We start from the raw sequence: 23134 nt of genomic DNA, 5'->3' as shown, positions 1-23134 counted from the left end.
CGGAGGACTGCGGCATCCTGCGGCCATGCAGACGGAGCTGAGCAAGAAACTGGGAGTCGAGCACGCCATCTTCGGCTTCACGCCGTTTCCCGCCGTCGCCGCGGCCATCAGCCGGGCGGGCGGATTCGGTGTGCTCGGCGCGGTCCGCTACACCGCCCCCGACGACCTCAAGCGCGACCTCGACTGGATCGAGGCGAACGTCGACGGCAAGCCCTATGGCCTGGACGTCGTCATGCCCGCCAAGAAGGTCGAAGGGGTCACGGAGGCCGACGTCGAGGCGATGATCCCCGAGGGGCACCGGCAGTACGTCAGGGACACGCTCGCCAAGTACGGCGTGCCCGAACTCGCCGAGGGCGAGGTGTCCGGGTGGCGCATCACGGGGTGGATGGAGCGAGTCGCCCGCAGCCAGCTCGACGTCGCCTTCGACTATCCGATCAAGCTGCTCGCCAACGCACTGGGCTCACCGCCCGTCGACGTCGTCGAGCGCGCCCATGAGCGCGGGGTGCTCGTCGCGGCCCTCGCGGGCAGCGCCCGGCACGCGCGCAAGCACGCCGAGGCGGGCATCGACATCGTCGTCGCGCAGGGCTACGAGGCGGGCGGCCACACCGGGGAGATCGCCTCGATGGTGCTCACGCCCGAAGTCGTGGACGCCGTCGCCCCCTTGCCCGTACTGGCGGCGGGCGGCATCGGCAGCGGACAGCAGGTGGCCGCCGCGCTCAGCCTAGGTGCCCAAGGTGTGTGGCTCGGCTCCCTGTGGCTGACCGTCACCGAGGCCGACATGCACTCGCCCGCCGTGACGCGCAAACTGCTCGCCGCCGGGTCCGGCGACACCGTCCGCTCGCGCGCCCTGACCGGCAAGCCCGCACGCCAGCTGCGCACCGAGTGGACCGACGCCTGGGACGACCCGAACGGTCCCGGCACGCTCCCCATGCCGCTCCAGGGGCTGCTGGTGGCCGAGGCGGTCTCCCGCATCCAGAAGTACGAGGTGGAGCCGCTGCTCGGCACCCCGGTCGGGCAGATCGTCGGCCGGATGAACAGCGAACGCAGCGTCCAGGCCGTCTTCGACGACCTGACACGGGGCTTCGAGCAGGCCGTCGACCGCATCAACCGCATCGCGGGAAGGAGCCCCCAGTCGTGAGCACACCACCGAACGGTTTCTGGGCCCAGGCCACCGCGGACCCCGGGCGCACGGCCCTCATCACCCCGGACGCGGACGAGTGGACCGCGGGGCGGCTGCACGCCGCGGCCAACCAGCTGGTCCACGGCCTGCGCGCCGCGGGCCTGGAGCGCGGCGACGCCTTCGCGGTCGTCCTGCCCAACAGCGTCGAGTTCTTCGTCGCCTACCTCGCCGCAGCACAGGCGGGCTTCTACCTCGTCCCCGTCAACCATCACCTCGTCGGCCCCGAGATCGCCTGGATCGTCTCCGACTCCGGCGCCAAGGTGCTCATCGCGCACGAACGGTTCGCGGACGCCGCACGCCATGCCGCCGACGAGGCGAGGCTCCCGGCGTCGCAGAGGTACGCGGTCGGCGCCGTCGAAGGCTTCCGGCCGTACGCCGAACTCCTCGACGGACAGCCCGAGTCGGCCCCCGCCGACCGCACCCTCGGCTGGGTCATGAACTACACCTCGGGTACCACGGGACGCCCGCGCGGCATCCGGCGCCCGCTGCCCGGCAAGCTCCCCGAGGAGTCCTACCTCGGCGGCTTCCTCGGCATCTTCGGCATCAAGCCGTTCGACGACAATGTGCACCTGGTCTGCTCACCGCTCTACCACACCGCCGTACTTCAATTCGCGGGCGCTTCCCTGCACATCGGCCACCGCCTGGTGCTGATGGACAAGTGGACGCCCGAGGAGATGGTCCGTGTCATCGACGCACACAAGTGCACGCACACCCATATGGTCCCGACCCAGTTCCACCGTCTGCTGGCGCTTCCCGACGAGGTGAAGGCCCGCTATGACGTGTCGTCGATGCGGCACGCCATCCACGGCGCCGCCCCGTGCCCGGACCATGTGAAACGGGCCATGATCGAGTGGTGGGGCCACAGCGTCGAGGAGTACTACGCGGCCAGCGAGGGCGGCGGAGCCTTCGCGACCGCCGAGGACTGGCTGAAGAAACCCGGCACGGTCGGCAAGGCGTGGCCCATCAGCGAGCTCGCCGTCTTCGACGACGACGGCAACAGGCTGCCGCCCGGTGAACTCGGCACCGTCTACATGAAGATGAGCACCGGCGGATTCTCGTACCACAAGGACGAGACCAAGACGAAGAAGAACCGCATCGGCGACTTCTTCACCGTCGGCGACCTCGGCTGCCTCGACGAGGACGGTTATCTCTTCCTCCGCGACCGCAAGATCGACATGATCATCTCGGGCGGGGTCAACATCTACCCGGCCGAGATCGAGGCCGCCCTGCTCACCCACCCCGCCGTCGCCGACGCGGCCGCCTTCGGCATCCCGCACGACGACTGGGGCGAGGAGGTCAAGGCCGTCGTCGAGCCCGCCCCCGGCCACGAGCCGGGCCCGGCGCTCGCCGCCGACATCCTCGGCCACTGCGAACGGCAGCTCGCCGGGTACAAGCGTCCCAAGAGCGTCGACTTCATCGAGGTCATGCCGCGCGATCCCAACGGGAAGCTGTACAAGCGGCGGCTGCGGGATCCGTACTGGGAGGGGCGTACGCGCGCGGTGTGATCGGCGTCACCTTCGCGACCTGTCACGCCGAAGGGCACTCGCCCGTCCCTTCAGTCCCGCCACGCCGACTCGACCGCCATCATCTTCGCCGTCTTCGAAGGTTCGCGGTCGATCAGACCGGCGAGTACGTCGTCCACGGCCTTCAACGTGTCGTCGTCGAGGTGCTTGCCGGAGGCCGCCGCGTTCTCGGTGACCTGCTCGGGGCGGCTGGCGCCGACAATCGTCGACGAAACGCCCTCCTGGTGCAGCACCCAGGCGACGGCCAGCTGGGCCATGGACAGCCCGCAGTCGTCCGCGATCGGCCGCAACTCCTGGACCCTCTCCAGGAGTTGGCTGCCCAGCACGCGACTGATGAACCGCGGGCCGCGGCCGCCCGCGACGGCGCGCGAACCCTCCGGCGGCGCCTGCCCCGGCCGGTACTTCCCGGTCAGGACACCCTGAGCCAGCGGCTGGAACGCCAGCTGCCCGATGCCCCGCTCACGGCACAGCGGCAGTACTTCGGGCTCGATGACGCGCCACAGCATGTTGTACTGCGGCTGGTTGGAGACGATCCGACTGCGCAGCCCCAGCTCGTCGGCGAGATCCAGCGCGGACTCGATCTGCGCCGCGGTCCACTCCGAGACGCCCAGGTAGAGCACCTTGCCCTGGCGCACCAGATCGTCGAAGGCGACGAGGGTCTCCTCCACCGGGGTCCGCGGGTCGAAGCGGTGCGCCTGGTAGAGATCGACATAGTCGGTGCGCAGCCTGCGCAGCGAAGCCTCGCAGGACTCCATGACGTGCTTGCGGGACAGCCCGCGGTCGTTGGGACCGTCACCCACCGGCAGACAGACCTTCGTGGCGATTTCCAGGGAAGACCTGCGCACACCGCTCGACTCCAGCGCCTCACCGAGCAATTCCTCGGCGGCGCCCTGCGCATACACATCGGCGGTGTCGAAGGTCGTGACGCCGGAGGCGAGCGCGGCCCGAATGCACGCGAGGGCCGGGTCGCGGCCGACCAACTCGCCGTGCGTGAGCCAGTTTCCGTACGTGATCTCGCTGACCATCAGGCCACTGCGGCCCAGAGAACGGTGCTCCATGGCGGACCACCGTACAAGGGCCGTCAAGGAGAGAGGTCGAATGTGGTCCCGCCCCACGTGGGACGGGACCACAGCGCTGCGGTCAGCGGTGTTCGCCGACCCTGATCACTCGCAGCCCGGGCGACGACAGGATGTCCTTCTCGCAGAAGCGGGACGTGACCCACTTCTCGCCGGAGAACAGCCGCGTCTGGTCGCTGTAGTGCGGCGAGTTGGGATTGGACGACTGCGCGTACGTCAGGAGCGTACGGGCGACGGGGCAGCGGCTGCCGTCCCAGCCGACGGCCTGGATGTACGACGACCCGGTGGTCACCTCGGTGTATCCGCCCGCCGCCGGATTCCACACCGGCTCGACCTTGTTCCACACGCCCAGCGACTCCGTGCCGCCCGGCACGGGGATGCGCTGACCGCCGCGCACGACGAACTGGTTCGCGCCGAGCCGCGCGTCCAGTGCGATGCCCGCCGTACGCAGCTCGGCCACCGCGTCGGCGAGAGCCGTGGTGAAGCCCGGTGCGTCGGTGTTGAGCGTGTTCGGGGTGCGGACCGGGTCCGCCGCCGAGAACGGGACCTTCCAGAGCTGCGCGGCCGGAACCGCGGCCGTCAGCTTCCGCCAGAAGCGGTCGAAGAGCAGTGCGCCCCGGCTGTCGGTGTTCATGGAGTGGTCCCACGCCTTGAGCACACCGCAGGCATCGGTCACATCAACGCCCTTGCCGTCGCTGCCCGTTGCCGTGCCACCCGGCAGCACGGCACACGCGCGCGCCGCGTCGTCCGCGATGAGATCGCCCGCGGGCGCCCGGTTAGCGAACTGCTGCGCCTGGAGATCCCGTACGGTCAGCCGGCCCCGCGCGGCGAGCGCCGCCACATCCTCGACCGCGCCGCGCGTGCGCATCGTGCGCTGCGTGCCGATCGTGCCGAAGACCCGCTCGTACCCCGTCAACGGCCGGTCGGCATTGGCCAGCCAGGCGCTGTCGTTGGAATTCTCCGCGTACGGCGCGTCCTTGAGTACCGGCATCTTCGCGGGCCCGAAGATCCCCGGCTGGACGGCGTCGGGGTCGCTGCCCAGCGCGCAGTCGCCGCGCGAGCCGTCGAGAACGGCAAGGCCGGTCGACGGATAGGTGAGCTTCCCGAGCGGCGTCGAGCAGCGCTGCGCCAACTCGTCGGTGATGCGCGGGAGTACCTGTGACTGTGTGAACAGCGAGTGGCCGCCCGAGTCGGCAGCGATCGTGTTGATCCAGGGCAGCCCCTGCGTGCGCTTCAAAGCCGTGAGGATGTCGGCCGTACTGCGGGCCTTGCTGAAGCCGAGCGCGGTGTCGGAGGCGCGCAGGTTCGCCGCGTTCGGGTCGTTCAGCGCGTACGCCGTCGTGGCGGTCCAGGGCAGCGGCAGTTGTGCGCCGAGCGACGTGACGACCGGGCCGTACCGGGTCCACCACTGGGTGCGCGTCACCGGCGTGCCGTCCTTCACGTCTACGGTGACGGTCCGCCGCGTCATCCGCTCCGGCGTGCCGTCCACCAGATACGTCGTCGGGTCGGCCGGATCCAGGGTCAGCTGATGAAGGTTGAGCGTGATGCCCGTCGCGACCGTGTGGCTCCACGCCACCTGCGCGTTGTGCCCGATGGATATCGTCGCCGAGCCGAGCAGCGAGCCGCCCGCGACGTTCAGCTCGCCGGGGATCGTCTGCTGCACCTGCCAGAAGCGGCGGCCGCCCTGCCATGGGTAGTGCGGATTGCCGAGCAGCAGGCCGCGGCCGTTCGCGGTGCCGGCACCGCTGAAGGCGACCGCGTTGGATCCCATGTCGGCGCTGCCTGTGTCGAAGAGCTCCTGTGCGGCTTGGACGGTGCTCTTCGCGTCAGGTGTAAGGGCGACAGTGGACGTCGTCGGCGGCTGCGCGGCCGTGATGCCGTCGACCCCGCGGCCCTGGCCGCCGAGCACCGCCAGCGCGAAGCCGCGCGCGGCCACGTCCAGGGAGGTCACCGGTCGGACCCAGGCGGCGCCCTCGCACGCCGGGTCGGTGATCCGGTTCTGGGCGAGCCAGGCGTTGTACCCGGCGGCCCAGCCGCGCATCAGATCCTTGACCTCGTGGCTCGGTCCAAGGGGCGCGGGCTCGGCCAGCAGCTTCTCCACCGTTCCCGTGTCCCGTACGCCACGGAAGTACAGGTCACTGGAGAGGTTCTTGGCCGCCGAGGACAGCGAACCGTCGGGCGCCGCGTCGGGCCCGAAGAAGCGGGAGCGTTCGCCGCGTACGGTCACGAAGCCGTCGGCGAGGGTGCACACCTGGTCGGCGGCCTGCGCCCAGCCGGTGCCGAAGCCCAGGTTCGCGTAGTCCTTCGCGACGATGTGCGGAATGCCGTACTCGGTGTAGCGGATCACGGCCGACAGGCCGCCGTGCGAGGGATGTTCCTGACGGCCTTGTTGCTGGGCCGCGGCCGAGGGCAGTGAAGCCGTGGCGGTGAGCAGAGTGACGGCCGTGACGACGAACCGTCTCAGGCGGGTGCGCATCGTGCCTCCCAACGTCATTGAGGGAAGGGGCGGTTGAGCGTACCAACGGGTATGTGCCGCGTCGGGGTGTCCGCCGCGATCTCTGTGCGTTGCCGCGGCCTCCGTGGTGCTCCGGCCACGCCCCTCCGTGCGTCTGTCTTGACCTCCTTCGCGCGCGGACCGAGGATCATGTGTCATGACGCCTGGACACGGCAGCACGGTTGACGGGGTGCTGCGACGCAGCGCCCGGCGCACCCCGGCGCGCCGCGCGGTCGACTACCGCGAGCGCTCCTGGACCTATGCGGAGCTGGACGAGGCTGTGTCCCGTGCCGCGAGCGTGCTCCTTGACCAGGGCCTCGCCCTCGGCGACCGGGTCGGCGCCTACGGCCACAACTCGGACGCGTACCTGATCGGCTTCCTCGCCTGCGCCCGCGCGGGACTCGTGCACGTGCCGGTCAACCAGAACCTGACCGGCGACGACCTCGCGTACATCGTCGGCCAGTCCGGGAGCACGCTGGTCCTGGCCGACCCTGATATCGCCGGTCAACTACCCGACGGCGTACGGACGTTGCCGCTGCGCGACGCCGACGACTCGCTGCTCGCCAGGCTGGACGCGGCGCCCCCGTACGACGGCGCCGAGCCGCGCGGCGACACCCTCGTGCAGTTGCTCTACACCTCGGGCACCACCGCCCTGCCCAAGGGCGCGATGATGACGCACCGCGCCCTGGTGCACGAATACCTGAGCGCGATCACCGCCCTCGACCTGAGCGCGGGGGACCGGCCCGTGCACTCGCTGCCGCTCTACCACTCGGCGCAGATGCATGTGTTCCTGCTGCCCTATCTCGCGGTCGGCGCGTCGAACATCATCCTCGACTCGCCCGACGCCGAGCGGATCTTCGACCTGATCGAGGCGGGCCGCGCGGACAGTCTGTTCGCCCCGCCCACCGTGTGGATCGGCCTGGCGAACCGTCCCGACTTCGCGACCCGTGATCTGAGCGGGCTGCGCAAGGCGTACTACGGGGCGTCGATCATGCCGGTGCCCGTTCTGGAGCGGTTGCGGGAAAGGCTGCCGAAGCTGGCCTTCTACAACTGCTTCGGCCAGAGCGAGATCGGCCCGCTGGCCACGGTCCTCGGTCCCGACGAGCACAACGGACGGATGGATTCCTGCGGGCGTCCGGTCCTGTTCGTGGACGCGCGCGTCGTCGACGAGGACGGCAAGGACGTGCCCGACGGGACACCGGGCGAAGTGGTCTACCGCTCACCGCAGTTGTGCGAGGGCTACTGGGACAAGCCGGAGGAGACGGCGGAGGCGTTCCGCGACGGCTGGTTCCACTCAGGGGACCTCGCCGTGCGGGATGCCGAGGGGTACTTCACCGTTGTGGACCGGGTGAAGGACGTCATCAACTCCGGTGGTGTGCTGGTCGCTTCACGCCAGGTGGAGGACGTGCTGTACACCCATCAGGGGGTCGCCGAGGTGGCCGTGATCGGGCTTCCCGACGAGCGCTGGATCGAGGCCGTCACCGCGGTCGTCGTCCCTCGCGGGGAGGTCACGGAGGCCGAACTCGTCGCCCACGCACGCGAGAAGCTCGCCCACTTCAAGGCGCCCAAGCGGGTGCTGTTCGTGGACGAGCTGCCGCGCAACGCCAGCGGGAAGATCCTCAAGCGCGAGCTGCGGGACCGGTTCGGTGACGTCTGAAGGGCCGGTTCCGTGACCTTTGAAGGGACCGGTTCCGTGACCTCTGAAGCATCGGTTCCGTGACCCTCTAGCGGTCCTGGCGGCCCCGCAGGTCCACGATCCGCTTGATCTTCCCCACCGACCGCTCCAGCGACTCCGGTTCGACGATCTCGACCGCGACGGACACACCGATCCCGTCCTTCACGGCCGCGGCGATGGCCTGTGCCGCGGCCTCGCGCAACTGCGGTGTGGCGCCGGAGCGCGCCTCCGCCCGCACGGTGAGCTCGTCGAGGCGGCCCTCGCGGGTCAGCCGCAGCTGGAAGTGGGGAGCGACTCCCGGCGTACGCAGCACGATCTCCTCGATCTGCGTCGGGAAGAGATTGACCCCGCGCAGGATCACCATGTCGTCGCTGCGGCCGGTGATCTTCTCCATCCGGCGGAAGACACGCGCCGTGCCGGGCAGCAGCCGCGTCAAGTCCCGGGTCCGGTAACGGATGACGGGCATCGCCTCCTTGGTGAGCGAGGTGAACACCAGCTCGCCCTCCGCGCCGTCCGGCAGCACCTCACCGGTGATCGGGTCGACGACCTCCGGGAAGAAGTGGTCCTCCCAGATGTGCAGCCCGTCCTTCGTCTCCACGCACTCCTGGGCGACACCCGGGCCGATCACCTCGGACAGCCCGTATATGTCCACCGCGTCGATCGCGAACCGCTCCTCGATCTCGCGCCGCATCTCCTCGGTCCACGGCTCGGCCCCGAAGATGCCCACCCTCAGTGACGTGCCCCGCGGGTCGACGCCCTGCCGCTCGAACTCGTCGAGAAGCGTCAGCATGTACGAGGGGGTCACCATGATGATCCCGGGCTTCAGGTCCTGGATCAGCTGGACCTGGCGCGCCGTCATGCCGCCGGAGGCGGGGATCACCGTACAGCCGAGCCGCTCCGCGCCGTAGTGCGCGCCGAGGCCGCCGGTGAACAGCCCGTAGCCGTACGCCACATGGACCTTGTCGCCGGGGCGGCCGCCCGCCGCGCGGATCGAACGGGCCACCATGTCGGCCCACATGGAGAGGTCGTTCTCCGTGTAGCCGACGACCGTGGGGCGTCCGGTGGTGCCGCTGGACGCGTGGATGCGGCGGATCCGCTCCTGGGGTACGGCGAACATTCCGTACGGGTAGTTCTCGCGCAGATCCGCCTTCACCGTGAACGGGAACCGTGCCAGGTCGCTGAGGGCCCGGCAGTCGTCGGGGTGCACGCCGGCCTTGTCGAAGGACTCCCGGTAGAAGGGCACGTTCTCGTACGCGTGCCGCAGTGATGCCCGTAGCCGCTCCAGCTGGAGTGCCCGTAGGCCGTCCGCGCCGAGCCGCTCTCCCGCGTCCAGCGGGCCCTTCGAGTCCGTCACAGGGACTTCTCCCTCGCCAACCACATCAATCCGGGCGACCGATCATTCGGTCGAGGTGTTCGGGATCAGTAAATTCAGGGGCTTGGGCGGTCGTCAAGGCGTGTGACGTTGAGGGTGGGTTTTTCGCCCCCGCCGCCCCTACAAACGCCGGACGGGCTAAGAATCAGCCCCTCCGGCGTTTGAGGAGCGGGGTCTGGGGCGGAGCCCCAGGGGACGGGAATGGGTAGGGGCGGCGGGGGCGAAAAGCGCCTGTTCCTGCACCTCCGCAGGACCCCCCTCAGCGCACCAGGCACGGCCGCTTGGCGTCGAACTCCCAGTCGGGGACGAGGTACCGCATCCCGACGGCGTCGTCACGTGCCCCGAGGGCCTTCTCCTGGTACAGCTCGTGGGCCGCGAGGAGCCGGTCGAGGTCGAGCTGGACGCCCAGACCGGGGGCGTCCGGGACGGCGATCTCGCCGTCGGCGATGCGCGGCGGTGCGACGGTGAGCCGCTCCAGCCCCTCCTGCCAGATCCAGTGCGTGTCCAGGGCGTTGTACTCGCCGGGCGCGGCGGCCCCGCAGTGGGTGACCATGGCCAGCGAGATGTCGAAGTGGTTGTTGGAGTGGCACCCCCAGGTCAGGCCCATCGCGTTGCACAGCTGAGCCACGCGCACCGAGCCCTGCATGGTCCAGAAGTGCGGGTCGGCCAGCGGGATGGAGACCGACTGGAGGGCCAGGGCGTGGGTCAGCTGCCGCCAGTCGGTGGCGATCATGTTGGTCGCGGTGGGGAGACCGCTGGCACGGCGGAACTCGGCCAGGATCTCGCGCCCGGAGTAGCCGCCCTCGGCTCCGCAGGGGTCCTCGGCGTAAGCGAGCGTGCCGACCAGGGGCGTACACAGCTCGACGGCCTCGCGCAGCGACCACGCGCCGTTCGGGTCGAGGGTGATCCGGGCCTCGGGAAAGCGGTCCTTCAGCGCGCGTACGGCCTTGACCTCCTCGGCGCCCGCCAGGACACCGCCCTTGAGCTTGAAGTCCCGGAAGCCGTACAGGTCGTAGGCGGCCTCGGCCTGGCGGACGATCGCCTCGGGGGAGAGGGCCTCCTCGTGCCGGACCCGGTACCAGTCCACGGCCGCGTCGGGTTCGCGGACGTATTCCAGGTCGGTGCGGTCGGGGTCACCGACGTAGAAGAGATAGCCGAGGACCCGTACGGAGTCGCGCTGCTGCCCGTCGCCGAGGAGGGCCGCGACCGGTACGTCGAGGTGCTGGCCCAGGAGGTCCAGCAGCGCCGACTCGACCGCGGTGACAGCGTGGACGGTGGTGCGCAGGTCGAAGGTCTGGGCGCCGCGTCCACCGGAGTCGCGGTCGGCGAACCGGTCCCCGATCTCGCGCAGGACGCGCTTGTAGTCGCCCACCTTGGCGCCGACGACGAGGGACTCGGCGTCCCGGAGCGTCCGGGTGATCTTCTCCCCGCCGGGTACCTCGCCCAGTCCCGTACGTCCCTCGGAGTCCTTGAGGACGACGATGTTGCGGGTGAAGTACGGGCCGTGGGCGCCGGAGAGGTTCAGCTCCATGGAGTCCCGGCCGGCGACGGGATAGACCGAGAACGCGGTGACGGTCGGCTGGCTCATGCTCATCAAAGTCCTTGTGTACGAGGGTGGTGCGGAGGCGGTCATCAGAGGCTGAGGACGTCGAGGGTCCACTCGGCCGCGAGGACGCCGCCCAGGCCGAGGGTCGCGAGGACCGTCGTATAGCTGGTGCGGACCTTGATCGCCTCGATGACCGAGAGGTTGAAGTACTCCTTGAACAGCCAGAACCCGGGGTCGTTGACGTGGGAGAAGGCGATCGAGCCGCAGGAGACGGCGAGCACCATCATCTCGGGGTGGACGCCGCTGCCCGCCAGGAGCGGCAGCACCACGCCGGAGGCCGTGACCACGGCGACCGTCGCCGAGCCGAGCGCCACGCGGAGGATGACCGCGATGAGCCAGGCGAGGATGATCGGCGAGATCGACCAGGAGTCCGTGGCGTCCTTGATGTAGTCGGAGATCCCGCCTTCGACGAGGACGTTCTTGAAGGCGCCACCGGCGCCGATCACCAGCAGGATCATCGCCATCGCCTGGGCCGCCGAGGAACAGGAGGCGCTGACCTCCGACAGACTGCGGCCGATCCGCGGTCCGAACGCCCAGACCGCCAGCAGCAGGGCCAGCAGGAGCGCGATCGGTGCCGAGCCGATGAAGGCGATGAAGTGCAGGAACGGGCTCTCGCCGGAGGTGGCCAGGTCGGTCACCGCGGCCCCGGCGATCAGCACCACGGGGAAGAGGGCCACGGACAGTGACCAGCCGAGGCCCGGCATCTCCTCGTCGGTGAACTCGCGCTCACTGACCAGGCCCTTGGGGATGGAGGGGTTCATCGCGGCGACGAACGGAAGGCGCGGCCACACGAGCGCGATGAGCGCACCGGCCGGGACGGCGATGAACAGGCCGTAGAACAGGGTCAGTCCCACGGAGGCGTGGAAGGTCGCGGTGACGGCGGTGGGGCCGGGGTGCGGCGGCAGGAAGCTGTGCATCGTGGACAGGGCGATCGACATCGGCAGCCCGACCCACAGCAGCTTCGCACCGGTCACCCTCACCAGGGTGAACGCGATGGGCACGATGATGATGAACGCGACCTCGTAGAACATGGTCACGCCGATGAGCATGGCTGTCACCACCATGGCCACCTGGACCCACCGTGGGCCGAAGGCGTCGAGGAGCTTGCCGGCTATGCGTTGTGCGGCACCGGAATCCCCCATGACACGGCCGACCATGGCACCGAGCCCGATGGTGAGCATCGTGTCACCGATCTGGTCGCCGATGCCCTGTGAGAGGACGTCCGGGATGGTCGCCACCGGAATGCCCCGGACGAGGCCGACACCGACGGCCACGAGCAGGAGGGCGGCGAAGCCGTTCAGCTTCAGTCTGGTCATGAGGAAGAGCAGAACCAGAACACTGATTCCGACTACGACGAGAGGCAAGTCAGTTCTCCTTTGAACTGCGGGTCAAGTAGCCGTAGGGCCGTCAGGCCGGTCGTCGTACCGCGCCGACCAGGTGCAGGCCGGTGTCGAGGATCTGCTCCAGAGCGGCGAGGTCGTCCGGGGCCGGGTCGGTGAGCGGGGCGCGGACCGGGCCGACCGGCAGGCCGCGCAGCCGGGCGGCGGCCTTGACCAGCGAGACGGCGTAGCCCGGCACGCGGTCGCGCAGCTCGACGAGCGGGACGTAGAAGTCGCGCAGGAGCTTGTGCACGCCCGCGTCGTCGCCGTCCCGCAGGGCGGCGAAGAAGGCGTCGGCGATCTCGGGCGCGAAGGCGTGGACGGCCGACGAGTAGGCGGGGACGCCGACGGTGGCGTACGCGCGGGCCTGGATCTCGGCGGTCGCGGCGCCGTTGAAGAAGAGGAAGCCGTCGGGGGCGGCGAGCGTGAGGCGCTGGAGCCGGTCGAGGTCGCTGTGCCCGTCCTTGAGGCCGATGACGGTGGGGATCTCCGCGATCCGGCGCAGGCTGTCGGGGGTGAAGGCGACCGGGCCGCGCTGGTAGGCGATGAGTGGCAGCCCGGTACCGGCGGCGATCCTGCGCAACTGCTCCACCAGCCCGTCCTGCGGGGCCTCGACGAGGTAGTGGGGCAGCGCCAGCGCGGCGTCCGCCCCCGCCTCCTCGGCGATCCGGGCGAACCGCAGCGCCTGCGCCCAGCCGTAGCCGATGCCCGCGACCACCGGCATCCTGCCGTCGGCGATCTCGACCGTGGCCGCGACGACCGCGCGGTACTCGTCCTCGTCCAGCGCGCTGAACTCCCCGGTCCCGCAGGCGGGGAACACCGCGCCGGGTTCGGTGGCCAACTGGGCCGTCAGGTACGTCCGGTACGACTCCAGGTCGAGGCCGCCGTCGTCCCGGAAGCTGGTGAGCGGGAAGGACAGCACCCCTCGAGCCATGCCGTCCCGAAGTCGCTGGACAGCCTCTTCGACCTTCGCGCTGATCCGCGTCATGAATCTCATCCCTATATGCAGATGGCGTCTACGTATGAGAATGGAGGCTAGGTTGGTGATCGCGGCAGGGTCAATGGGTGTGACGACGCGGATTTACGATGTGCCCATGCCGGAGAGCAGCGGGGTCCGTGGAGTGAAGTCGGCGCTCCGCACCGTCGCGCTGCTGGAACTGCTCGCCGGGCGGGGCGACCGCCCCTCCCGCCTGGACGAACTCGCCGAGGAACTGAGCGTGCCGCGCAGCAGCATGTACCAGCTGCTGCGAACCCTCGTCGACAGCGGCTGGGTGCGCACGGACACCACCGGCTCCCTCTACGGCATCGGGATCCGCGCGCTGCTCACGGGCACGAGCTATCTCGACAGCGACCGGTACGTACGGATGGCCCGCCCCTACCTCGACGAGGCCTCGGACGCGCTCGGCGAGACCATCCACCTGGCACGGCTCGACGGCTCGAACGTCGTCTACCTCGCGACCCGCGAGTCCCATGAGTACCCGCGCACGATCAGCCGCGTCGGCCGCCGGATCCCGGCCCACGCCGGCGCCCTCGGCAAGGCACTCCTCGCCGAGCGCCCCGACGACGCACTCCCGCTCCCCGCCGAACCGCTGGCCGCCCTCACCGAGAACACGCACACGGACCGCGCCGGTCTGCTCGCCGACCTCGCCGGAGTCCGTGAGCGCGGCTACTCCATCGACCGCGAGGAAACCGTGGTCGGCATCGCGGGATTCGGCTTCGCCCTGCGCTACGACGCGCCCGCCACCGACGCCATCAGCTGCTCGGTCCCGGTGCACCGGCTCACCGCGGACCACGAGGCCCGCATCGTCTCCGTGATGCGGGAGATCCAGACGAAGATCGAAACTCGCCTGCCGCCCGTCTCAGGCGCTCCCGACTGGCGTTGACCCCGGTCCCGTGCCGCCCCGGGGCCGCCGGGGAGACACGGCGACGACGCGGCTGACCCCGGTGCTCAGTGAGCCGCCTCCGCCGCGACCGACCGTGCCCACCGGTAGTCCGCCTTCCCGCTCGGCGAGCGCTGGATGGTGTCCGCGATGACGAGCTGGCGCGGGATCTTGTAGCCCGCGAGGTGGGTGCGGCAGTGGGTCTGGATGTCTTCCAGGGACGGCCGGCCCGCGCCCTCGCGGAGCTGGACCACCGCCGCCACGTGGTTGCCCCACGTCGCGTCGGGCACCCCGGCGACCAGGACGTCGTAGACGTCCGGATGGGACTTGAGGGCCTGCTCGACCTCCTCCGGATAGACCTTCTCGCCGCCCGTGTTGATGCACTGGGAGCCGCGGCCGAGGACGGTGACGATGCCCTCCTCGTCGACGGTGGCCATGTCGCCGAGCAGCACCCACCGCTCGTCGCCCTTGCGGAAGAAGGTCTCGGCGGTCTTCTTCGGGTCGTTGTAGTAGCCGAGGGGGACGTGCCCGCGCTGTGCCACGCGCCCCGGCTCGCCGACCGCGACCGGTTCGTGGGTGACCGGATCCACCACCTGCGTACGGGAGTTGACACGGATCCGGAAGCCCCGGTCCGGCCCCGAGTCGGCGGTCGCCGTACCGTTGAAGCCCGACTCCGACGAGCCGAAGTTGTTCAGCAGCATCACGTTCGGGACGAGCGCCTGGAACTGCTCGCGCACCGTCTCCGACATGATCGCGCCGGAGGACGAGACGCTGAACATGGAGGAGCAGTCCGTGCCCTTCATGGGGCCGTTCAGCGCGTCGATCAGCGGGCGCAGCATCGCGTCGCCGACCAGCGACATGCTGGTGACCTTCTCCTTCTCGATCGTCCGCAGGACTTCCTCGGGCACGAACTTGCGGTGAATCACGATCCGTTGGCCGAAGTTGAAGCCGATGAAGGCGGTGAGCGTCGAGGTGCCGTGCATCAGCGGGGGAGTGGGGAAGAAGGTGATCCCCTCGCCGCCGGCCGCCACCCGCTCGGCGAGCTCCTCGGGCTTCTTGACCGGCTCGCCCGTCGGAGCGCCACCGCCGAGGCCGGAGAAGAACAGGTCCTCCTGTCGCCACATCACACCCTTGGGCATCCCGGTGGTGCCCCCGGTGTAGATGATGAACTGGTCGTCCGCCGAGCGCGGCGGGAAACCCCGCTCGGGGGACCCGGCGGCCTCCGCGTCCGTGAAGTCCACCGCGTCCAGCGAGGCCGCACCGGGTGCAGGGGCCCCCACCCGTACGAGATGCCGCAGTGCCGCAGTGTGCGGCAGCGCCGCCGCCACCCGGTCCGTGAACTCCGCGTCGAAGACCAGCGCCACCAGATCCGCGTCACGGTAGAGGTAGACCAACTCCTCTTCCACATAGCGGTAGTTGACGTTGACCGGCACGATTCGCGCCTTCAGGCAGCCCAGCACCGTCTGCAGGTACTCGACGCCGTTGTAGAGGTGGAGTCCCAGGTGCTCACCGGGGCGAATGCCGCTGTCGATCAGATGGTGCGCGACGCGGTTCGCGGCCGCGTCCAGCTGCGCGTACGTCAGCCGGCGCTCATCACCCGTGCCGGGGTGGTCGATGTACACGAGCGCCTCGCGGCCCGGGGCCACGTCGACGACCGACTCGAACAGGTCGGCAAGGTTGTACTCCACCGTTCCTCCTGACCCCGAACGTCCGTGGCTGCCTCTCGACTCGACGGTCATCAGAGCAAAGCGCGAGGCAACTGGGAAGGGTTCCGGCAGAAGAAATCTGACTGTCTGTCAGAAAACCCTTGTACTGGCTCCGCGCCTCCTGCAACCTGTTCTCGCATCCGAGACGGGAGGACGGTAATGGGTGGGACGGAACACCTCACCGTGCAGCGCGAAGGCGCCACACTGGTGCTCACACTCAACAGGCCCGAGGCCAAGAACGCGCTCTCGCTGCCGATGCTGGTCGGTCTGTACGACGGCTGGATCGAGGCCGACGAGGACGACGCGATCCGCTCGATCGTGCTCACCGGCGCCGGGGGTGCCTTCTGCGCCGGAATGGACCTCAAGGCGCTGGCGGGCAAGGGGATGGAGGGCCAGCAGTACCGGGACCGCCTGAAGGCCGACCCGGACCTGCACTGGAAGGCGATGCTGCGCCACCACCGCCCCCGCAAGCCGGTGATCGCCGCCGTCGAGGGGTACTGCGTCGCGGGCGGCACGGAGATCCTCCAGGGCACCGACATCCGGGTCGCCGGAGAATCCGCGACCTTCGGGCTCTTCGAGGTCAAGCGCGGCCTGTTCCCGATCGGCGGCTCGACGGTCCGCCTGCAACGGCAGATCCCGCGCACGCACGCCCTGGAAATGCTGCTCACCGGACGCCCGTACGCGGCCCAGGAGGCCGCGGACATCGGCCTGATCGGCCATGTCGTCCCCGACGGGACCGCGCTGGACAAGGCCCTCGCCATCGCCGGGCAGATCAACGCCTGCGGCCCGCTCGCCGTCGAGGCCGTCAAGGCGTCCGTGTACGAGACCGCCGAGATGACCGAGACCGACGGGCTCGCCGCCGAGCTCAAGCGCGGCTGGCCGGTCTTCGACACCGCCGACGCCAAGGAGGGCTCCCGAGCCTTCGCCGAGAAGCGCCCAGCCGTCTACCGGCGCGCCTGACCCCCGATGCCCGTGCCCGGGCGCGCCCGACCCCGGAAGCCCGCGTCCGGGCGCGCCCGACCTCCGAAGGAGACAACCGGGATGCCCGAAGTCCTCAAAGCCCCCCTAGTCGTGGAGTTCCCCTTCACCCGCTCACTGGGCCCCGTCCAGAGCGCGTTCCTCACCGGGCTGCGCGACCGCGTCGTCCTCGGCGTGAAGACCGCCGACGGCCGGACACTCGTCCCACCCGTCGAGTACGACCCGGTCACCGCCGAGGAGATACACGACCTGGTCGAGGTCGCCCCCACCGGCACCGTCATCACCTGGGCCTGGAACCACGAACCCCGCCGCGGCCAGCCCCTCGACACCCCCTTCGCCTGGGTCCTGGTCAAGCTCGACGGCGCCGACACCGCCCTCCTGCACGCCCTCGACGCCCCGGGCCCCGACGCCGTACGCACCGGCATGCGCGTCCGCATCCGCTGGGCAGGGGACCGTTCCGGCGCCATCACGGACATCGCGTGCTTCGAGCCGTACGAGGGCAGCGCGGAACTCACCGGTCACAGCGGCCGGTTCGAGGACATGGTGACCGGCATCGTCGCCCCCGCCCGCCTCGACTACGTCTACTCGCCGGGGCGCGCCCAGTCCGGCTACATCAACTCCCTCTCCGGCCGGCGGACCGTCGGCGAGCGCTGCCCGTCCTGCCGCAAGGTGTACGTCCCGCCGAGGGGCGCCTGCCCCACCTGTGGCGTCGCCACATCGGAACAGGTCGAGGTGGGTCCGCGCGGCACAGTGACCACGTACTGCATCGTCAACATCAAGGCGAGGAACCTCGACATCGAGGTGCCGTACGTCTACGCGCACATCGCCCTCGACGGCGCCGACCTCGCGCTGCACGGCCGGATCGGCGGCATCCCCTACGACCAGGTGCGGATGGGCCTGCGCGTCGAGCCGGTGTGGACGGAAGGCGGCCGCTACCCCGACCACTACCGGCCCACCGGTGAACCGGACGCGGACTACGAGACGTACAAGGAGCTGTTGTAGATGCCGCCCATCAGGGATGTCGCCGTCATCGCCTTCGGGCAGACCGACCACCGGCGCACCAGCGACGAGCTCTCCGAGGTGGAGATGCTCATCCCGGTCCTGCACGACGTCCTCGACCAGACCGGCCTCAAGACCAGCGACATCGGCTTCACATGCTCCGGTTCCACGGACTACCTCGCGGGCCGCGCCTTCTCCTTCACCATGGCGCTCGACGGGGTGGGCGCCTGGCCGCCGATCTCCGAGTCTCACGTGGAGATGGACGGCGCGTGGGCGCTGTACGAGGCGTGGACGAAGCTGCTGACAGGGGATGCCGACACCGCGCTCGTGTACGCCTACGGCAAGTCGTCGCCCGGCTCCGTGCGGGACGTCCTGACCCGGCAGCTCGACCCGTACTACGTGGCGCCCCTGTGGCCCGATTCCGTAGCCGTCGCCGCGCTTCAGGCGCAGGCGCTCATCGACGCGGGCGAGACCGACGAGCCCGCGCTCGCCGGTGTCGCCGCCCGCAGTCGCGCGTCGGCCGCCGCCAACTCCCATGCCCAGTTGAGGGGTTCGGTGGCTCAAGGCGATTACCTCGTACGTCCCCTGCGCACCGGCGACTGCCCGCCCATCGGTGACGGTGCCGCCGCCGTGATCCTCGCGGCGGGGGAGCGCGCCAGGGAACTGTGCGCGCGGCCCGCCTGGATCCGAGGCCTCGACCACCGCATCGAGGCGCACAGCCTGGGCGTACGTGACCTGACCGACTCGCCGTCCACGCGCCTCGCCGCCGAGAACGCCGGCGCCTTCGAACGGCCCGTCGACACCGCCGAGTTGCACGCCCCCTTCACCTCCCAGGAAGTGGTGCTGCGCAAGGCTCTGCGACTGGGCGAGGACGTGCACGTCAACCCCTCCGGCGGAGCGCTCGCGGCCAACCCGGTCATGGCGGCCGGACTCATCCGCATCGGCGAGGCCGCCGCCCGCATCCACCGCGGGGAGTCCGACCGGGCGCTCGCCCACGCCACTTCGGGCCCCTGCCTCCAACAGAACCTGGTCGCCGTACTCGAAGGGGACGCCCGATGAGCAAGGAGCCCGTGGCCGTCGTAGGCATCGGCCAGACCAAGCACGTGGCGGCCCGACGGGACGTGTCCATGGCGGGGCTGGTCCGCGAGGCCGCCCAACGTGCCCTGGAAGACGCCGAGTTGACCTGGGCCGACATCGACGCCGTCGTGATCGGCAAGGCGCCCGACTTCTTCGAGGGCGTCATGATGCCGGAGCTGTATCTCGCGGACGCGCTCGGCGCGGTGGGCAAGCCGATGCTGCGGGTGCACACGGCGGGCTCGGTCGGCGGATCGACGGCCCTCGTCGCCACCAACCTGATCGCGGGCCGCGTCCACGGCACCGTCCTGACCCTGGCCTACGAGAAACAGTCCGAGTCGAACGCCATGTGGGGCCTGTCCCTGCCGATCCCCTTCCAGCAGCCCCTGCTGGCCGGGGCGGGCGGCTTCTTCGCGCCGCACGTGCGCGCGTACATGCGGCGCACCGGAGCCCCCGACACCGTCGGCTCCCTGGTCGCGTACAAGGACCGCCGCAACGCGCTGAAGAACCCGTACGCGCATCTCCACGAGCACGACATCACGCTGGAGAAGGTGCAGGCCTCGCCCATGCTGTGGGACCCGATCCGCTACTCGGAGACCTGTCCCTCCTCGGACGGGGCGTGCGCGATGATCCTCACCGACCGTGCGGGGGCGGCCCGTTCGCCGCGGCCGCCCGCATGGATGCACGGCGGCGCTATGCGCAGTGAGCCGACTCTCTTCGCGGGCAAGGACTTCGTGTCGCCGCAGGCGGGAAAGGACTGCGCGGCGGACGTGTACCGGCAGGCGGGCATCGCGGACCCGCGCCGGGACATCGACGCCGTCGAGATGTACGTGCCGTTCTCCTGGTACGAGCCGATGTGGCTGGAGAATCTCGGCTTCGCCGAGGAGGGCGAGGGCTGGAAGCTCACCGAATCCGGGGTGACGGAGCTGGACGGGGACCTGCCCGTCAACATGTCGGGCGGGGTCCTCTCCACCAATCCGATCGGCGCCTCCGGAATGATCCGCTTCGCCGAAGCGGCACTTCAGGTGCGCGGGCAGGCGGGAGAGCACCAAGTGGACGGGGCCCGCAGGGTGCTGGGACACGCCTACGGCGGCGGATCCCAGTTCTTCTCGATGTGGCTGGTCGGCGCCGCGCCGCCCGCATCCTGAGACCGCCCCCCTCACGTGGCCTGTCCGCCGCCCGAACCGATCGCTAGGCTGGCCGCGGACGACGAACCGGGAGGAGCACGGACGTGGCCGAAAGCACCATCGAGCAGCACCCGCTCAAGGGCTGGGACAAGCCGGAGCTGGACCTCAGCAACGCCGAGTGGCAGTCCAGCAGCCGAGGGCGGGGAGACGTCCAGATCGCTTTTGTCGAGGGCTTCATCGCGATGCGCAACAGTGGCCGTCCCGAGAGCCCTTCGTTGATCTTCACACCCGCGGAGTGGGGGGCGTTCGTGTCGGGGGCGCGGGAGGGCGAGTTCGACCTGACGTGAGCCGACAGCCGCCCCGCCTCCTGCGATCAGGACAGGGGCGGCTGCCTCCTTGGCGACGCGCGCCGTGATGATGTCCTCTGTGCTGCCGTCGAGGCTCACCTTGTGCTCGTCCCTCAGCTGGAGCTGGAGCTGGACGGTGCCGAGCCAGGCGATGGCCACCGAGACCGCCTGCATGCCACTCTCCCCGGTACTCCGCCCGGTACTCCGCTCAATACTCCGTCCGGTACGCCGTCCGGCGGGACGGCCGACATCGGGAGGCCGACACCCCCGCCTTCTCCGTTCTGGAGCCCGCGCCTGAGTCAGGCTGGTCGCAGGAAGATCAAAGGCCTGTACCGGAGGCGAGGATTCCATGAGCACCCTGCCGGTCATCGCGGCAGTCGACGGATCGGACGACAGCCTGCGCGCCCTGGACTGGGCGCTCACGGACGCCTGGACGCGCGAGGCGCCCCTGCGCGTGGTCCACGTACGGCAGCACGCGCCCTGGGCGCAGCCCGACGTCCTGGTCGCCGGACCACCGGATCCGGCCGACGATCCGGTGCTCGACCAGGTGCGCGCGTACCTGGCGGGACGGGCCGACCTGCCCGCGACGGAGTACCTCGGTCTGCAGGGCGCGCCGGGCGCCCTGCTGCCCGAACTCGGCTCCGAGGCCCAGCTGTTGGTGCTCGGCTCCCGGGGGCGCGGCGGCTTCGCCAGCCTGCTGCTCGGCTCCATCGGCATGGCCGCGGCACGCGACGCGGACTGCCCCGTGGTCGTGGTGCCCCGCCCCGGGCGCGAGGTGTCCGACGTGCCTGCGGTGGAACCGGGACCGCGTGTGGTCGTCGGCCTGCACACCGACAGCCCCGACGAGGCCACGCTCACCTTCGCGTTCGCGGAGGCGGCCCTGCGCGACGCCCGCGTCCAGGTGGTCGCCGCGTACGCCTGGCCGGTCCTGACGTGGGCCGTGCCCGGCGACTACGCGCCCGCGACCCTCGACCAGGACGCCGTCGAGGGCGAGACCCGGAGTCTGGCCGACGGCTTTGTCGCGCCGTACCGCGAACGGCACCCCGACGTCCACGTCGACCTGGACGTGGTCCCGGGCGACGCGGCCGGTCAGCTCGTCGCGGCCTCGAAGGACGCCGTACTCGTCGTCGTGGGCCGCCACCGCCGACGGCTGCTCGCGCCCGCCCGCATGATGGGCTCGGTCACCCAGGCGGTCCTGGTGCACGCGGCGAGCCCGGTCGCGGTGGTGCCGCCGACGGCCGCCGACGAGGACTGATCGGCGGTCCCGGTCACGGCCACAGCAGTTGCCTGGTCCAGGCGGAGCCGTCCCGCAGATAGGCGAGCCGCGTGTGCCGCCGCTCCTTGTCTCCCTGCCAGAACTCGACCGACTCGGGGCGCACGGTGTGCAGCGTCCACCCGGGTGCGACGAGATCAGGCTCGGCCTCGAGCCGCATCAGGGACTCCTTGACGGCCCCGTCGCGCTCGTCGAGATCCGCGAGCGGCTGTGACTGACGCCCCAGGAGCGCCTCCGCGCGGGCCCCGGCGCCGCGCGCCAGGAAGTCCGCCGCGCTGTCCGCGGCGGACTCGGCCATGACACCTCCCCGCACCCGCACCTGACCGGCGAGCTGCGGCAGGTAAAACGTGAGCGCCGCGTAGGGCCGCTCCGCGAGATTCCGCGCCTTGACGCTGCCGCCGTCCGAGGCGAACTGCCGGCCGTCGGGGCCGATGCCCTTGAGGATCAAGGTCCGGGCCGTCGGATCGCCGTCGGCGCCGGCGGTGGAGACGGTCATCGCGTGTGGCTCGCGCACCCCGGCGTGTACGGCCGCGAGCAGCCACTCGGTGAACAGCTCGGCCGGGCTGCCCGGTGCCGCGGACGGGTCGAACGTGGGCAGCTCGCCCGCGAACACCTTCAGGCCGCGCAGCAGTTGACACAGATCTTCCGCGGACTCTCCCCCTCGTACGCTAATGGATGCCGATGAAACTATCATTAGCTCCATGAAGGACTCGATCAGCCAGGACGCCCGGCTCGCCCTGGACCTCGCCCTGACCATCCGGCACGACGGTCAGGGCGGTGTCGCCGACGACCTCACCGGCCCCACCGGACTGACGGCCTGGGTCCACGCGCACGCCGACGCCCTGCCGGGAGCCGGCCGTTTCGTCGCCGACCCGGCGACGCTCGCCGCCGTACGCGACCTCCGTGCGGCCGTGCGCGCCCTCTTCGCCCGCGCCGTGCGTCCGGGCGAACCGAGTCCGGCCGACGCCGCCCACCTGCTGCCCGTGCCACAGGCCCTGGAGCGCCTCAACGCGGCGGTGGCGCTCGCCCCGACCGTCCCCGCCCTCGTATGGGCCGAGGGCGCCGATCCCGTCGTACGCCAGGAAGCCGTGAGCGGTGACGTCCCGCTCGCGGCCGTCCTCGCCCGCGCCGCCATGAGCTTCCTCGCGAGCCCCGACCGGCAGCGGCTGCGGGCCTGCCACGCGCCGCGCTGCGTGCGGTACTTCATCAAGGAGCATCCGCGCCAGGAGTGGTGCAAGGCGTCGTGCGGAAACCGTGCCCGGGTCGCCCGGCACCACGAGCGTCACAAGAAGTCGGCGTAGGTCCCCGATCGTTGCGCGACGGTTCCGGTCAGTAGCGGTCGGGTGGGCGCCACAGGGGTGCTCTGGGCGTACGCTGAGCTGCCTGTAGGTCACGGTGCGCACCTGCTCTTCGCGCCGGCTGCACCACCGTGGCAGGGGGTGGGC

19 protein-coding genes are annotated in these 23134 nt (G+C 70.5%); 11 read left to right on the top strand and 8 right to left on the bottom strand.

The window, feature by feature from the left end; all coding sequences use genetic code 11:
* The first annotated feature begins 25 nt into the window (after positions 1 to 25).
* Both ACZ4WS_RS15415 and ACZ4WS_RS15410 read left to right on the top strand, forming a co-directional pair.
* Complete coding sequence (locus ACZ4WS_RS15415; RefSeq protein WP_467980626.1) at positions 26 to 1138, top strand: NAD(P)H-dependent flavin oxidoreductase; 1113 nt, start codon at positions 26 to 28, stop codon at positions 1136 to 1138.
* Entirely contained in the window at positions 1135 to 2685 is a 1551-nt protein-coding gene (locus tag ACZ4WS_RS15410) for an acyl-CoA synthetase (protein WP_467980624.1), read from the top strand. The genes ACZ4WS_RS15415 and ACZ4WS_RS15410 overlap by 4 nt, the downstream gene beginning before the upstream one ends.
* Positions 2686 to 2735: 50 nt before the next feature.
* On the opposite strand, the gene ACZ4WS_RS15405 is transcribed toward ACZ4WS_RS15410, so the two are convergent.
* A complete protein-coding gene (locus ACZ4WS_RS15405) occupies positions 2736 to 3761 on the bottom strand; it encodes an aldo/keto reductase family protein (protein ID WP_467980622.1) in 1026 nt (341 codons plus the stop codon).
* Between the two features lie 82 nt (positions 3762 to 3843).
* Positions 3844 to 6255 (bottom strand): penicillin acylase family protein, encoded by a 2412-nt coding sequence (locus tag ACZ4WS_RS15400; RefSeq protein WP_467980620.1) that lies wholly within the window; start codon positions 6253 to 6255, stop codon positions 3844 to 3846.
* Positions 6256 to 6430: 175 nt separating this feature from the next.
* Here ACZ4WS_RS15400 and ACZ4WS_RS15395 point away from each other — a divergent pair, with 175 nt between their 5' ends.
* Complete coding sequence (locus tag ACZ4WS_RS15395; protein WP_467980619.1) at positions 6431 to 7930, top strand: acyl-CoA synthetase; 1500 nt, start codon at positions 6431 to 6433, stop codon at positions 7928 to 7930.
* A 67-nt stretch (positions 7931 to 7997) separates the two neighbouring features.
* Here ACZ4WS_RS15395 and paaK read toward each other — a convergent pair whose 3' ends face one another.
* The 4 genes from paaK to ACZ4WS_RS15375 form a co-directional block, all read right to left on the bottom strand.
* On the bottom strand, positions 7998 to 9302 hold the full coding sequence (paaK, locus tag ACZ4WS_RS15390; protein WP_467980617.1) for a phenylacetate--CoA ligase PaaK: 1305 nt from the start codon (positions 9300 to 9302) through the stop codon (positions 7998 to 8000).
* Positions 9303 to 9579: 277 nt separating this feature from the next.
* Positions 9580 to 10908, bottom strand: a complete 1329-nt coding sequence (locus ACZ4WS_RS15385) for an enolase C-terminal domain-like protein (RefSeq protein ID WP_467980616.1) — start codon at positions 10906 to 10908, stop codon at positions 9580 to 9582.
* A gap of 44 nt (positions 10909 to 10952) precedes the next feature.
* On the bottom strand, positions 10953 to 12290 hold the full coding sequence (locus ACZ4WS_RS15380; RefSeq protein ID WP_467980615.1) for a gluconate:H+ symporter: 1338 nt from the start codon (positions 12288 to 12290) through the stop codon (positions 10953 to 10955).
* A 43-nt stretch (positions 12291 to 12333) separates the two neighbouring features.
* Positions 12334 to 13293: a 5-dehydro-4-deoxyglucarate dehydratase gene (locus ACZ4WS_RS15375; RefSeq protein ID WP_467980614.1), complete on the bottom strand. Its 960-nt coding sequence runs from the start codon at positions 13291 to 13293 to the stop codon at positions 12334 to 12336.
* 106 nt (positions 13294 to 13399) lie between these two features.
* Between ACZ4WS_RS15375 and ACZ4WS_RS15370 the strand changes: the two genes are divergently transcribed.
* The gene (locus ACZ4WS_RS15370; RefSeq protein ID WP_467980613.1) at positions 13400 to 14188 is read left to right on the top strand and encodes an IclR family transcriptional regulator; all 789 of its coding nucleotides are present in this window, start codon (positions 13400 to 13402) and stop codon (positions 14186 to 14188) included.
* Between the two features lie 65 nt (positions 14189 to 14253).
* Here ACZ4WS_RS15370 and ACZ4WS_RS15365 read toward each other — a convergent pair whose 3' ends face one another.
* Complete coding sequence (locus ACZ4WS_RS15365) at positions 14254 to 15873, bottom strand: acyl-CoA synthetase (protein ID WP_467980612.1); 1620 nt, start codon at positions 15871 to 15873, stop codon at positions 14254 to 14256.
* Between the two features lie 177 nt (positions 15874 to 16050).
* On the opposite strand from ACZ4WS_RS15365, the gene ACZ4WS_RS15360 reads away from it, so the two are divergent.
* The 6 genes from ACZ4WS_RS15360 (at position 16051) to ACZ4WS_RS15335 (ending at position 21671) form a co-directional block, all read left to right on the top strand.
* Positions 16051 to 16851 (top strand): crotonase/enoyl-CoA hydratase family protein, encoded by an 801-nt coding sequence (locus ACZ4WS_RS15360; RefSeq protein WP_467980610.1) that lies wholly within the window; start codon positions 16051 to 16053, stop codon positions 16849 to 16851.
* A gap of 81 nt (positions 16852 to 16932) precedes the next feature.
* On the top strand, positions 16933 to 17871 hold the full coding sequence (locus ACZ4WS_RS15355) for a Zn-ribbon domain-containing OB-fold protein (protein ID WP_467980608.1): 939 nt from the start codon (positions 16933 to 16935) through the stop codon (positions 17869 to 17871).
* Complete coding sequence (locus tag ACZ4WS_RS15350) at positions 17872 to 18927, top strand: thiolase domain-containing protein (protein ID WP_467980607.1); 1056 nt, start codon at positions 17872 to 17874, stop codon at positions 18925 to 18927.
* A complete protein-coding gene (locus tag ACZ4WS_RS15345; protein WP_467980605.1) occupies positions 18924 to 20090 on the top strand; it encodes a thiolase domain-containing protein in 1167 nt (388 codons plus the stop codon). Before ACZ4WS_RS15350 ends, ACZ4WS_RS15345 begins: the two co-directional genes overlap by 4 nt.
* A gap of 83 nt (positions 20091 to 20173) precedes the next feature.
* Positions 20174 to 20416 carry a DUF397 domain-containing protein gene (locus tag ACZ4WS_RS15340; protein WP_405885022.1) on the top strand — a complete coding sequence of 81 codons (243 nt, stop codon included), beginning with the start codon at positions 20174 to 20176 and terminating at the stop codon, positions 20414 to 20416.
* 349 nt (positions 20417 to 20765) lie between these two features.
* On the top strand, positions 20766 to 21671 hold the full coding sequence (locus ACZ4WS_RS15335; RefSeq protein ID WP_467980603.1) for a universal stress protein: 906 nt from the start codon (positions 20766 to 20768) through the stop codon (positions 21669 to 21671).
* Between the two features lie 13 nt (positions 21672 to 21684).
* Here the strand turns inward: ACZ4WS_RS15335 and ACZ4WS_RS15330 are convergent, their stop codons facing one another.
* Complete coding sequence (locus ACZ4WS_RS15330; protein WP_467980601.1) at positions 21685 to 22383, bottom strand: pyridoxine/pyridoxamine 5'-phosphate oxidase; 699 nt, start codon at positions 22381 to 22383, stop codon at positions 21685 to 21687.
* A gap of 7 nt (positions 22384 to 22390) precedes the next feature.
* Here ACZ4WS_RS15330 and ACZ4WS_RS15325 point away from each other — a divergent pair, with 7 nt between their 5' ends.
* Positions 22391 to 22990 (top strand): CGNR zinc finger domain-containing protein, encoded by a 600-nt coding sequence (locus ACZ4WS_RS15325; protein WP_467980599.1) that lies wholly within the window; start codon positions 22391 to 22393, stop codon positions 22988 to 22990.
* Positions 22991 to 23134 lie beyond the last annotated feature (144 nt).

The sequence above is a fragment of the Streptomyces sp. NPDC029292 genome (assembly GCF_055569295.1).
The sequence above is the reverse complement of the archived record's forward strand: the minus strand, read 5'-3'. Positions and strand labels throughout refer to the sequence as shown.